Raw genomic sequence first — 11767 nt, 5'->3', positions numbered from 1 at the left:
CCTCACGCCGTCCGGCGGGCGATCAGGGCCTCGACGCCGTCGAGGATCCGGTCCAGACCGAACGTGAACTCGTCGTCCGGAGGGTCGTCCTGGTCGAGGACGCCGGCGCCGAGCACCCGGGTCAGCGCCGGGAAGCGGACCGGGTCGATCAGACGCGCCAGCATCGCGCCGTACGCCGGCATCAGCTCGCCCGGCTCGACGCCAGCGGCCCGGCTGCCCTCGGCGAGCTGGTTGACGAGCATCGCCTCGTTGCGGACGTACCCGGTGACCAGCAGGAGGATCGACATCTTCTCGCTCTCGGGCAGGGGAGTGCCATCGAGGCAGCCCAACCCGTCCTCCATCCAGCCGAGTTGCTGGGGTGTGATCGGCGGCCCGGCGATCGGTACGTGTAGCAGCCAGGGGCGCTGTCGCAGGACATCGTGTTCGGCCCAGGCCCAGCGGGTCAGGTTGGCGCGCCAGTCGTCCTCCGGCGCCGCCGGGCCGGGTGAGGGGCCGTAGCCGGCGTCCACCATCAGCGTCAGCAGGTCGTCCTTGGAGCCGACGTGTCGGTAGAGAGCCATGGTGGCCGCGCCGAGTTCCTTGGCCACCCGGCTCATCGACACGGCCGCCAGGCCGTCGGCGTCGGCGACCCGGACGGCCGCGTCGACGATGGCGGGCACGGTGAGGCCCGGCCGGGGGCCCTTGGGTGGCCGCTCCCGCAGCCCCCAGGCGCTCTCGATGGCCGGCGGAAGCGCCGGGCCGCTGTCGTCTTTCGTCTTCGCCACATTTCCTCCTTGCCCCGCCATCCTAGTTCTGCGTATGGTCTACGCATTAAAGCGTACGACATACGCAGAAGGAGTCTCCATGACAGTGACGACCGCACCGGCACCCCGCGCGGGCCGGCGGGAATGGATCGGATTCGCGGTGCTGATGCTGCCGCTGCTCCTGGTGTCGATGGACGTGTCGGTGCTCTACTTCGCCGTCCCGTTCATCAGCGAGGAGCTGCGGCCCAGCGCCACCCAGCAACTCTGGATCTTCGACATCTACGGCTTTGTGCTCGCCGGGCTGCTGATCACCATGGGCGCCCTGGGTGATCGGATCGGTCGCCGTCGGCTCCTGCTGCTGGGCGCGACCGCGTTCGGGGCGGCGTCCCTGCTGGCCGCGTACGCCCACAGCGCCGAGACCCTGATCGCCGCGCGCGCCGTCCTCGGCGTCGGCGGGGCCACCCTGATGCCGTCCACGCTCGCCCTGGTGCGCAACATGTTCCACGACGCCAAGCAGCGGGGCACCGCGATCGGCATCTGGACCGCCACGCTCACCGGCGGCATCGCCATCGGCCCGGTGCTCAGTGGCGTGCTGCTGGAGCACTTCTGGTGGGGCTCCATCTTCCTGATCAACATCCCGGCGATGCTGCTGCTGCTCCTGCTCGCCCCGGTCCTGGTGCCCGAGTTCCGCAATCCGGCGCGCGGGCGGTTCGACCTGGTCAGCGCGGCGCTGTCGCTCGGCACCCTGTTGCCGGTGATCTACGGCATCAAGGAGATGGCCCGCGACGGCGTCAGCGCGACGCGGGTGCTGGCCGTCGTCGCCGGGCTGCTCGTCGGGGCGCTCTTCCTGCACCGGCAGCGGACCCGGGCGTACCCGATGATCGACCTGGCGCTGTTCCGCCGCCACGGCTTCGCTGGGTCGCTCGCGGTCAACCTGCTCGCGATGTTCGCCCTCGTCGGGTTCGCCATCTTCACCACCCAACACCTGCAGTTGGTTCTCGGGCTGAGCCCGCTGCGGGCGGCACTGTGGAGCCTCGTACCGTCGCTGGCGGTGGGCGGCGTCGCCCCGGCGGCCGCCGCGCTCGCCCAGCGCGTCGAGCGGGCGTACCTGATCGCCGCGGGCTTCGTGATCGCCGTGCTCGGCTTCGCGGTGCTGACCCGCGTCACGCCCGAGACGCCGCTCTGGCTGCTGCTGCTCGGCGCCAGCGTGTACGCGGGCGGCCTCGTGATGGTGATGTCGCTCGTCACCGAGCTGGTGCTCGGCGCGGCGCCGCCGGAGCAGGCCGGTGTCGCCTCCGCGTTGACCGAGTCCAGCAGCGAGCTGGGCGGCGCGCTGGGAATGGCCATCCTGGGCAGCGTGGGCGCGGCGATCTACCGCCGCGGTGTCCTCGACGAACTGCCGGCCGGGTTGCCGAGCGATGCCCGCGACGCGGCCGGCGAGACGCTGGGCGGCGCGCTCGCCGTGACGCGGGGACTGCCGGAACAGGTGGGCGACGCCGTACTGCACGCCGCCCGGTTCGCCTTCACCGACGGGCTGCACCTCGCCGCGGTCGCCGCCATGGTGGCGATGGTCCTGGGCGCGGCGACCGCGCTGCTGACGCTGCGCGGCGTCCGACCGGCCGACCCCGCGGCACTCGCCGCCGAGCCGACCGGCACGCCGTCGCCGGACGTCGCTTCCGTCAGTCGTTGAGCACGTGGGCGAGCCGGTCGCGGAACCGCCGCTCCGAGTCGCTGATCGACTCGCCGCCGATGCCCAGCAGACCGCCGCTGGACGCCGCGCCGACCACCTGGTCCGCGATCTTCACGAGCCAGTGCTTGTACGCCCCGGCCTCGCCCTCGTCGACGCGGGCAGCCAGCAACGCGGACGCCTCACCGGCCCGCACCAGCACGTCGTCGATGTACGCCTGCGGGTCGGCGGGCGCGATGACCGGCAGCTCCTCGCCGGCCTCGGGGTCGCCGACCTGGGTCACGATCTCGCCGGCCACGGCGGCGACCAGCGGGCTGGCCGACTCCCGGCCCGCGCCGATGGTTTCCAACCCGGCCGCGTTCTCCGCCATGGTCCGGCGGGTGCCGTCGGACTCGGCGGCGCTCGCCGCGGTCAGCACCGACTGCGGCAGGCCGACCAGCAGCCCCCACTCCCCGTCGGAGAAACCGAAACCGGTGTACGCCGGCTGCTCGATCACGGCAACGCCCCTTCCGCCCTGCTCTGTGTGGTCAATCGATACTCTGTCTGGTCGATCCACCGGGCCCCGTGCCGGTGCCCGGGTCAGGCTAGTCCAGGGTCAGCAGGCCCTGCTCGGACACCACGCGTACCGACAGCGTCTTGTAGCCGACCTCGTCGAAGAGGACCGTCATCTTGTCGTCCTCGTAGCTGAGCACGAGGCCCCGCCCCCACTCGCCGTGCCGCACCTGGCTGTGCACCGGGAACGGCCCGACGGCGCCCTGGTCGGCGACGCTGGTGCCCCGGTGGCAGTTGTCGCAGTGGGCGCAGACCTCGGTCATCTGCTCGCCGAAGTAGGCCAGCAGGGTCTGCCCCCGACAGGCGGTGGTCTCGGCGAAGGCGCGCATCATGTCGGTACGCGAACGGGTCACCGTCTGCTGGCGCTCCGCCTCCGCCAGGGCCGCCGCTGCCGCGTCGACCGGTGCGGGGGAGTAGCGGGAAGCGCCGATACGCTGGCGGGCGCGGGGTTCGGCGGCGCCCACCTGCTCCAACAGCGACAGGTACTGGCCCAGCTTGCGCGGCCCCAGGCCGGTGACCTCCCGCAGCTCGGTCTTCGTGGCCGGCTTGCGGCGCAGCAGCGCGGCCAGCTCCCGCAGCTCGTTCTCGTCCGGCAGGCCACCGCTGAAGAACCGTTGCAGGCCCACGTCCTCGGCCCGCCAGAGCAGCAGCACCCGGGCCGGTTGCCCGTCCCGTCCGGCCCGGCCGATCTCCTGGAAGTAGCTGTCCGGCGAGTCGGGCAGCGCCGTGTGCACCACCCACGCGATGTTCGGCTTGTCGATGCCCATCCCGAACGCCGAGGTGGCCACCATGATGGGCACCTCGTCGGCGAGGAACGCCTCGTGCAGTTCGTTGCGCGCGCCGTTCGGCATCCCACCGTGGTAGTACTGCGCCGGGAATCCCGCAGTGGTCAACCGCTCGGCCAACTCCTCGGCCGAGCGCCGGGTCGGCACGTAGATGATTCCCGGTCGTTCCTCGTCGCGCAGCAGCGCGATCAGCCGCCGCCACCGGTAGTCCTCGGTGGGGCAGTGCGCCACCTCCAGGAAGAGGTTGGGCCGGTCCAGCCCGGAGACCACCACCTCGGGGTCGCGCAGTCGCAACCGGGCGATGATGTCGTCGCGGACCGGCGGGGAGGCGGTGGCGGTCAGCGCGACCACCGGAGGTCGACCGATGCCCTCGATGAGGTGGCCCAGCGCCAGGTAGTCGGGCCGGAAGTCGTGCCCCCAGGCGGAGATGCAGTGCGCCTCGTCGATCGCCACCAGCGCCGGCTTCAACGCGGCGACCTCGGCCATCCGGTCCGGGTTGCTCAACTGCTCCGGGGTGATGAAGAGGAACTCGGCCCGGCCGGCCTGGATCTCGGCGATCGCCTCGGCCTGCTGGGCTGCCGACTCGTTCGAGCTGATCCGTACGGCCCGCAGCTCCGGGCGTTGGCGCTCGTTGAGGGCCGCGATCTGGTCCTGCTGGAGAGCCAGCAGCGGGGAGATCACCACGGTCGGGCCGGGGATGAGGCTGGCCGGGATCTGGTAGATCGCCGACTTGCCGGCACCGGTGGGCAGGACCACCAGCGCGTCGTGTCGCTTCATCACCGCGCGCATGGCGGCGAGCTGGTTGGGCCGCAGAGCTTTCCAGCCGAAGAGGCTCTTCGCTGCACGGCGCAACGTCATCGAGTGCGTGGACAGTTTCATCGAGGGCCGGAGGTACCCGGGCCCATGACCACCGAAACACATTCGCACGATCATGGGCCCGGCGTGCTCCGGTTCATTTCAGGCGGGGCAGGACCTCGCGCTGGTAGAGGTCGAAGAGGCCCTGGAAGTGCGGGCCGGTGTTGGCCACGTACACCTCGTCGAAGCCGGCCTTGGCGTACTGGTCGATCATGTCGAGGTGCGCGTCGGCGCTGTTGCCGCAGACGAACGCCTCCCGCACCATGTCCTGCGTGACCAGCTCGGAGGCCTGCTCGAAGTGGCGCGGCGAGGGCAGCACCTGGGACAGCTCGCCCGGCACCCCGGCGTTGGGCCAGCGCTCGTACGCGAGCCGCGCGCCCTCGTCCTCGCTGGCCGCGTACGCCGCCTTGAAGCCGCCCTGGCACGGCTTGTCGCCGCCGCCGTTCTCCCGGAAGCGGCGGACCATCTCGCCGTCGGGCATGGTGCTCACGTAGCCGTCGCCGATGCGGGCCGCCAGGTCGATGGCCTTGGGCCCGAACCCGGAGACGTAGATCGACGGCGGCGTCTCGGGCAGCGTGTAGATCCGGGCGTGCTCCACGGTGTAGTGCTTGCCGTGGTGGTTGACGAAGTCACCCCGCCACAGCTCGCGCATGACCTCGACGGCCTCGTCGAGCATCTCCAGGCGGACGTCGGCGGACGGCCAGGCGTCGCCGAAGATGTGCTCGTTGAGCGCCTCGCCGGTGCCGACGCCGAGCACGAACCGGCCGCCGTGCAGCACCGCGCTGGTCGCCGCCGCCTGGGCGATCACCGCCGGGTGGATCCGCACGGTCGGGCAGGTCACCGCCGTGGTCACCGGGAGGGAGCAGACCTGGCTGAGCGCACCGATCATCGACCAGACGAAGGGGCTCTGCCCCTGCGCGTCGACCCACGGGTGGTAGTGGTCGGAGATCCAGAGGGCCTCGAAGCCGGCCGCCTCGGCGCCGCGGGCCTGCGCCAGCAACTCGGCCGGCGTGTACTCCTCACTGGACAGAAAGTATCCGATCTTCATCGCTTCCCCTTCGGCGCGCGGACCTGCTGATGGAGGAAGCCGTACCCCGGTCGCGGTCGGCCACACCGATCGGCCGGGGCCTGATCGGTCAGCGTCGGCCGAACATGGCCCGGATCGCGGCGAGCAGCAGCAGGGCGCCCACCACCAGGCCGAGCAGGCGTACGCCGGGGATGTCGGCCGGGCTCGTGGCGTCGGCCAGCAGGGCGGTGTCCATCCCCGCACTCTCCCCGGGAACGGTGCCACCGGGCAACTGTAAGGTTTATTGACTATTGAATCGCTCGGTGTGACCATGGCAGCACCGCCTGCCGATGGCGGTGCGCCGAGGGCGCGCGAGAGATGGGGTACGGGGGCCGCATGAGCGAGCGCAACCAGCGGGACGGCGTCAACACGCCGGCGATCGACGTCGAGCGTTGCGAGGCGGCGGCGTGACCGCGCCCGCCGAGCACCTTCCGACGCTTGCCGCCGCCGTCCTGCAACCCGGGTTCGTCGGCACCACGCCGCCGCCCTGGGTGTGCCGCTGGCTCGGCGAGGGGCTCGGCTCGGTGGTGCTGTTCGCCCGCAACGTCGTGGACACCGCCCAGGTGGCGGCGCTGACCGCGACGCTGCGCGCCGAGCGGCCGGACGTCATCGTGGCGATCGACGAGGAGGCCGGCGACGTCACCCGGATCGAGTCGGCCCGGGGCAGCTCCCGGCCGGGCAACTTCGCCCTCGGGGCGGTCGACGACCCGGAGCTGACCGAGGCGGTCGCCCTCGACCTCGGCGTCGAGCTGGCGGCGGCCGGCGTGACCCTCGACTACGCGCCGGACGCCGACGTCAACTCCAACCCGGCCAACCCGGTGATCGGCGTCCGCTCGTTCGGGGCCGACCCGGCCCTGGTCGCGCGGCACACCGCCGCCTGGATCCGTGGCCTGCAGGGCGCCGGCGTGGCCGCCTGCGCCAAGCACTTCCCCGGGCACGGCGACACCCGCGTCGACTCCCACCACGACCTGCCGCGCATCACCGCCGACCGGGCCCGCCTGGACGCCTGTGAGCTGGCTCCCTTCCGCGCCGCCGTGGCGGCCGGCGCACAGGCGGTCATGACCGGTCACCTGCTGGTGCCCGCGCTCGACGCGGAGCTGCCGGCCACCCTGAGTCAGCGCATCCTGGGCGGGCTGCTCCGGGACGAGTTGGGCTTCTCCGGCGTGGTGGTGACCGACGCGGTGGAGATGCGCGCGGTCGCCGACCGGTACGGCTTCGCCGGGGCTGCCGTGCGAGCGCTCGCCGCCGGCGCCGACGCGATCTGCGTCGGTGGCGAGCGGGCCGACGAGGAGGCCGCCCGGGAACTGCGCGACGCCATCGTGGCCGCCGTCGTCTCCGGCGAGCTGCCCGAGGAACGCCTCGCCGAGGCCGCCAAGCGGGTCGGCCAGCTCGCCGCCTGGACGGTTGCCGCCCGCGCCGCCCGCGCGAGCCGCACCCACCGGGCCACCGACGTCGGGCTGGTCGCCGCCCGCCGGGCCGTACGGGTCACCACCGGACCGGACGCGCCTGTCGCGTTGCCGCTGACCCGCGCCGCGTACGTCGTCGAGTTCGAGCCGCCCCGCAACATCGCCATCGGCGCGGAAACCCCGTGGGGCCTCGCGGAACCGCTGGGCGGACTGCTGCCCGGCACGACGACCGTCCGTCACGCCGAGCCCGAGGTGCCCGCCGACCCGGGCACCGCCGCCGGGGACCGCCCACTGGTGCTGGTGGTCCGTGACCTGCACCGGCACGACTGGATGCGCGCGGCCGTGCGGCGGGCGCTCGTCACCCGGCCGGACGCGGTCGTGGTCGAGATGGGCGTGCCCGAGTTGGTCGTCGGGGCGGTGCACCTGGCCACCCACGGTGCCACCCGGGCCAGCGGGCAGGCCGCCGCCGAGGTGCTGACCGGCCGGACCCGCTGACACCGACCGCCCGGGTTACGGCTGCTCGGCGACCAGGTCGGCGTACTCGGGGTGCTTGTCGATGAAGGCCGCCACGAACGGGCACTGCGGCACCACCCGGCCGCCCCGGGCCCGCACCTGGTCGAGGGTGGCGCGGATCAGCGCGCCCCCGACGCCCTTGCCCTGGAAGCCCGGGTCCACCTGGGTGTGCGTGAAGACCAGCACGTCCTTCCCCCGCGGCACGTACGCGGTGAAGCCGGCGAACGCGTCGTCGACCAGGATCTCGAAGCGGTTCTTGGCGGGATTGTCCTCGACGAGGGTGCTCACCGGGCCATTGTCCCTGCTCCGGCGGCCACCACGTCGAGTTCGGCGAGCAACCGGTCCACCTCGTCTGCCGTGTTGTAGTGGTAGATGCTGGCCCGCACCGCCCCGCCGCTGTCGCGCAGACCCATCGTCTGGAAGTACTCGTAGGCGTAGTAGTCGCCGGCCGAGAGACAGAAGCCGGCGTCACCCAGCGCCTGCTGGGTCGCAATCGGCGTCAGCCCGGCGACCCGGAACGAGACCGTCGGGCAGCGCCGGGCCGGTGAGCCGTAGACCGTGACGGCGGGACGCTCGGCGAGACCGGCGAGCAGCCGGTCCAGCAGCGCCTCCTCGTGCGCCTGCGCTGCGGCGAGTCCGGCCCGCAGTCGCGCCCGGCGATCACCTGTCGCATCCGGGTCCAGAGCGGCGAGGTGATCCACCGCGGCGGTCACTCCGGCCAGCAGCGGGAAGCTCGGGGTGCCGTACTCGAAACGGTCCGGCACCGCGTCGGAGGACGGCACCAGCTTCGCCGGGCGCAGCGCCTCCCACCGGGACGGGTCGGCGACCATCGCGGCCAGGTGCGGCCCGGACCACTTGTAGGCGCTGGTGACCAGCACGTCGGCGCCGAGGGACGCCAGGTCGGTCGGCCCGTGCGGCACCGAGTGCACCCCGTCGACGCAGACCAGCGCCCCGACCGAGTGCGCGATCTTGGCGATCGCCGGCACGTCCGGCACGGTGCCGACGGCGTTGCTGCCGGCGGTCACCGCGACCAGCCGGGTCCGCTCGCCGACCAGATCGGCGTACTGGCCGCTGGGCAGGTCGCCGGTGTGCCTGTCGAACTCGGCCCAGCGCACCGTCGCGCCCGCCGCCTCGGCGGCCTGCACCCACGGGCGCACGTTGGCGTCGTGGTCGAGCCGGGACACCACCACCTCGTCGTCGGGCCGCCAGGTCGCGCCGAGGGTACGGGCCAGGGTGTACGTCAACGCGGTCGCGCTCGGACCGAGCACCACACCGTCCGGCTCGGCCCCGAGCAGGTCGGCGACCGCCTGACGGGCCGCGGCGACCATCTCCAGCGAGCGACGGCCCGGCGTGAAGGCGGCGCTGCGGTTGCCGACAGCCGCGCGCATGGCGTCGGCGACCGCGTCGATCACGCCGGCCGCGGTCTGGGTGCCCCCGGCCCCGTCGAAGTGGACGAAGCCCTCGGTCAGGGCGGGATAGGCGGCCCGGGTACGGGCGATGTCGAAGGCCATGCCCGGACCCTAGCCCGGGTGCCCGCCGCGCTCGCCCCCGCCTCGGCGTCGCAAACGTCTCGTACTCTTGGCGGGGTGACGAACCGACCCGCCACCATCCCCCTGCCCCCCGTCCGTCGCGCCGCCGGCCTCGTCGCCGCCGTGGCGCTCGGCCTCGCCGTGCTCGCCGGTTGCAGCTCCCAGGGCGCCTCCACCGACTGCGGGCTGGACGCCTGCACGGTCACCTTCGAGCGGGGTGTCGAGGCGAGCGCCACCATCCTGGGCGTCGAGGCCAAGCTGGTCGGCGCCGAGGGCGACCAGGTGACCGTCGAGGTCGCCGGCGAGCAGCTCACCCTCACCACCGGCCAGCAGGCCACCGAGGCCGGTGGCTTCGCGGTCACCGTCGACAGCGTCACCGACCAGCAGGTCAAGATCCGCGTCTCCCGCAACCCGGGCAACTGACCAGGCGGGCGGCGGTGGCCGACGTTTGGGAATCTTCGTAATCGGAGATTGTGACGCCATGTCACTCACCCGTAGCGCCGAAGCCACCGCCTCCCGAACGGCGGACAGCCGGTGGCTGGAACTTCTCGCCCGGGCCGGCTTCATCGGCTACGGCATCGTCCACCTCCTCTTCGCCTGGTTGGCGTTGCAGATCGCGTTCGGCACGTCGTCCGACGACGGCGACCAGTCCGGCGCGCTGCGTACCCTCTCCGCACAGCCCCTCGGTAAGTTCCTCGTCATCGCCGTCGCGGTCGGCCTGCTCGCCATGGCGATCTGGCAGGGCCTCGAAGCGGCGGTCGGGCACCGTGCCGAGCGCGGCAAGGAGCGCGTCATGGAGCGGCTGGCCTCGGCCGGCCGGACCATCGTCTACCTCTACTTCGCCTGGACCGCCTTCAAGGTGTTCAAGGACGCCGGGTCGAACAGCGCCGACAAGCAGGAGGCGCTGAGCGGCAAGCTGATGACCTCCACCGGTGGCCGCTGGCTGGTCGGCCTGGCCGGCCTGGTGGTCGCGGCGATCGGCATCGGCCTGGTCATCTACGGCATCCGCAAGACGTTCGAGAAGCACCTCAAGACCGGCGAGATGAGCCCGAAGACCCGCACGCTGGCCCGCCGCCTCGGCGTCGCCGGCTACGTCGCCAAGGGCGTCGCGTACGCCATCGCCGGCCTGCTGGTCATCGTGGCCGCGGTGAAGTACGACCCGGAGAAGGCCCGCGGTCTGGACGCCGCCCTGCACACGCTGCGCGAGCAGTCGTACGGCTCGATCCTGCTGACCCTGGTCGCCCTAGGCATCGCCGCCTTCGGCGTCTACTGCTTCCTCCAGTCCCGGTACCGCAAGGTCTGAGCTGGTCGATACCGAGAACGTCGGGCATTCTTGGGCTTTTGCCCGAAGTACCCGCGTCTCGGCCGAAGGGAAGCGCCACACTCGTGCAGAGCTATCTCGAAACGACCGTCGCCGCGCTCGCCGCGGCGGCGGTCGCCCTCTTCCTGGTAGAGGTCATCCACCGGCTCACCCGACGGTTCGGCCGCCGGTCCCTGTTGATGACCGAGTTGACCGACCACGCCCACCGCCCGTTCCAGGTCGCCGCCACGGTCCTCGCGGTGCAGTTCGCCGCCCGCTTCACCACCGGGTACGCCGTCGGCCAGAGCTGGCGGCGGCTACTGCTGCACCTGCTGGTGCTCTGCGTCATCGCCAGCACGGCCTGGCTGGTGGCGGCGCTGCTGATCGTCGTCGAGGACACCGCGCTCGCCCGGTTCCGGGTCGACGTGCCCAACAACCGGCACGCCCGGCGGGTGCGTACCCAGGTGGTGATGCTGCGTCGGCTGACCATCGCGGTGATCGTCATCCTGACCGTCGGCGTGATGCTGATGACGTTCCCGAGCGTGCGGGGCATCGGCGCCGGCGTGCTGACCTCCGCCGGAGTCGTCGGCGTGGTGGCCGCGCTGGCCGCCCAGAGCCTGCTCGGCAACGTCTTCGCCGGCCTGCAACTCGCCTTCAGCGACGCGGTCCGCCTGGACGACGTGGTGGTCGTCGAGGGGGAGTGGGGTCGGGTCGAGGAGCTGACCCTCAGCTACGTGGTGGTCCAGATCTGGGACGACCGGCGGCTGATCCTGCCCACCTCGTACTTCACCAGCAAGCCGTTCCAGAACTGGACCCGGACCGAGGCGGCCGTGCTCGGCACCGCCGAGTTCGACGTCGACTGGGCGGTGCCGGTGCAGACCATGCGGGAGGAGCTGCGCCGGCTGGTCGAGGGCACCGAGCTGTGGGACGGCCGGGTCTGTGTCCTGCAGGTCACCGATGCCACCGGCGGGGTGGTGAAACTGCGGGCGCTGGTCAGCGCCGCAGACGCGGGCAGCCTCTGGGACCTGCGGTGCCTCGTCCGCGAGCACCTGGTGGCCTGGATCCGGGACAACCGGCCCACCGCGATGCCCCGCGTACGCACCGAACTGGGCGACGCCAACAGCAACCTGGCCTGGCAGTGGGTGCAGCCGAGGCGGCCCCAGACCCGACGCCTGTCGGACACGGAGGCGCCGGACGACGCCCGTGTCTTCGGCGGCAGCGACGACGGCGACGCCCGCAGCGAAGCCTTCGTAGGCCCCGAAGAATCCCGCCCCTAACCACCCCCCACCCACCCCCCACCCCCCACCCCCACCCCCACCCCCACCCCCACC

12 protein-coding genes are annotated in these 11767 nt (G+C 72.5%); 5 read left to right on the top strand and 7 right to left on the bottom strand.

The genetic code is table 11. The annotated features are described in order from the left end of the window. Window positions 1-2: 2 nt before the first annotated feature. Window positions 3-764, bottom strand: coding sequence for a TetR/AcrR family transcriptional regulator (locus ABZU91_RS11660; RefSeq protein WP_355237699.1), 762 nt, complete (start codon window positions 762-764; stop codon window positions 3-5). A 79-nt stretch (window positions 765-843) separates the two neighbouring features. Here ABZU91_RS11660 and ABZU91_RS11655 point away from each other — a divergent pair, with 79 nt between their 5' ends. Then, complete coding sequence (locus tag ABZU91_RS11655) at window positions 844-2433, top strand: MFS transporter (protein WP_355237696.1); 1590 nt, start codon at window positions 844-846, stop codon at window positions 2431-2433. On the opposite strand, the gene ABZU91_RS11650 is transcribed toward ABZU91_RS11655, so the two are convergent. From ABZU91_RS11650 to ABZU91_RS11635, 4 genes are all read right to left on the bottom strand, one after another. After that, window positions 2423-2926, bottom strand: coding sequence for a hypothetical protein (locus ABZU91_RS11650; protein WP_355237693.1), 504 nt, complete (start codon window positions 2924-2926; stop codon window positions 2423-2425). The genes ABZU91_RS11655 and ABZU91_RS11650 overlap by 11 nt on opposite strands. 88 nt (window positions 2927-3014) lie before the next feature. Next, window positions 3015-4646, bottom strand: coding sequence for a RecQ family ATP-dependent DNA helicase (locus ABZU91_RS11645; RefSeq protein WP_355237690.1), 1632 nt, complete (start codon window positions 4644-4646; stop codon window positions 3015-3017). Window positions 4647-4719: 73 nt separating this feature from the next. Further along, window positions 4720-5670 carry a TIGR03557 family F420-dependent LLM class oxidoreductase gene (locus ABZU91_RS11640; RefSeq protein WP_355237688.1) on the bottom strand — a complete coding sequence of 317 codons (951 nt, stop codon included), beginning with the start codon at window positions 5668-5670 and terminating at the stop codon, window positions 4720-4722. 88 nt (window positions 5671-5758) lie between these two features. Beyond that, window positions 5759-5884 carry a hypothetical protein gene (locus tag ABZU91_RS11635; protein WP_355237685.1) on the bottom strand — a complete coding sequence of 42 codons (126 nt, stop codon included), beginning with the start codon at window positions 5882-5884 and terminating at the stop codon, window positions 5759-5761. 211 nt (window positions 5885-6095) lie between these two features. On the opposite strand from ABZU91_RS11635, the gene ABZU91_RS11630 reads away from it, so the two are divergent. Further along, the gene (locus tag ABZU91_RS11630; RefSeq protein ID WP_355237682.1) at window positions 6096-7589 is read left to right on the top strand and encodes a glycoside hydrolase family 3 N-terminal domain-containing protein; all 1494 of its coding nucleotides are present in this window, start codon (window positions 6096-6098) and stop codon (window positions 7587-7589) included. 15 nt (window positions 7590-7604) lie between these two features. On the opposite strand, the gene ABZU91_RS11625 is transcribed toward ABZU91_RS11630, so the two are convergent. Continuing rightward, the gene (locus ABZU91_RS11625) at window positions 7605-7895 is read right to left on the bottom strand and encodes a GNAT family N-acetyltransferase (RefSeq protein ID WP_355237679.1); all 291 of its coding nucleotides are present in this window, start codon (window positions 7893-7895) and stop codon (window positions 7605-7607) included. Next, on the bottom strand, window positions 7892-9118 hold the full coding sequence (locus ABZU91_RS11620) for a cysteine desulfurase-like protein (RefSeq protein ID WP_355237676.1): 1227 nt from the start codon (window positions 9116-9118) through the stop codon (window positions 7892-7894). The genes ABZU91_RS11625 and ABZU91_RS11620 overlap by 4 nt, the downstream gene beginning before the upstream one ends. A 75-nt stretch (window positions 9119-9193) precedes the next feature. On the opposite strand from ABZU91_RS11620, the gene ABZU91_RS11615 reads away from it, so the two are divergent. The 3 genes from ABZU91_RS11615 to ABZU91_RS11605 all read left to right on the top strand — a co-directional run bounded on the left by ABZU91_RS11615 (window position 9194) and on the right by ABZU91_RS11605 (window position 11713). After that, window positions 9194-9559 carry a hypothetical protein gene (locus ABZU91_RS11615; protein WP_355237672.1) on the top strand — a complete coding sequence of 122 codons (366 nt, stop codon included), beginning with the start codon at window positions 9194-9196 and terminating at the stop codon, window positions 9557-9559. A gap of 58 nt (window positions 9560-9617) precedes the next feature. Further along, window positions 9618-10439, top strand: a complete 822-nt coding sequence (locus ABZU91_RS11610; RefSeq protein ID WP_355237669.1) for a DUF1206 domain-containing protein — start codon at window positions 9618-9620, stop codon at window positions 10437-10439. Window positions 10440-10522: 83 nt separating this feature from the next. Continuing rightward, on the top strand, window positions 10523-11713 hold the full coding sequence (locus ABZU91_RS11605) for a mechanosensitive ion channel domain-containing protein (RefSeq protein ID WP_355237665.1): 1191 nt from the start codon (window positions 10523-10525) through the stop codon (window positions 11711-11713). Window positions 11714-11767 lie beyond the last annotated feature (54 nt).

It is taken from the genome of Micromonospora sp. NPDC005174, assembly GCF_040608495.1.
Taxonomy (GTDB): domain Bacteria; phylum Actinomycetota; class Actinomycetes; order Mycobacteriales; family Micromonosporaceae; genus Micromonospora.
The sequence above is the reverse complement of the archived record's forward strand: the minus strand, read 5'-3'. Positions and strand labels throughout refer to the sequence as shown.

What these genes read in the sequence shown, in the direction of transcription:
- ABZU91_RS11645 (WP_355237690.1), bottom strand. Translation starts at nt 4,646, where the DNA reads ATGAAACTGTCCACGCACTCGATGACGTTGCGCCGTGCAGCGAAGAGC.
- ABZU91_RS11610 (WP_355237669.1), top strand. Translation starts at nt 9,618, where the DNA reads ATGTCACTCACCCGTAGCGCCGAAGCCACCGCCTCCCGAACGGCGGAC.
- ABZU91_RS11635 (WP_355237685.1), bottom strand. Translation starts at nt 5,884, where the DNA reads ATGGACACCGCCCTGCTGGCCGACGCCACGAGCCCGGCCGACATCCCC.
- ABZU91_RS11640 (WP_355237688.1), bottom strand. Translation starts at nt 5,670, where the DNA reads ATGAAGATCGGATACTTTCTGTCCAGTGAGGAGTACACGCCGGCCGAG.
- ABZU91_RS11620 (WP_355237676.1), bottom strand. Translation starts at nt 9,118, where the DNA reads ATGGCCTTCGACATCGCCCGTACCCGGGCCGCCTATCCCGCCCTGACC.
- ABZU91_RS11655 (WP_355237696.1), top strand. Translation starts at nt 844, where the DNA reads ATGACAGTGACGACCGCACCGGCACCCCGCGCGGGCCGGCGGGAATGG.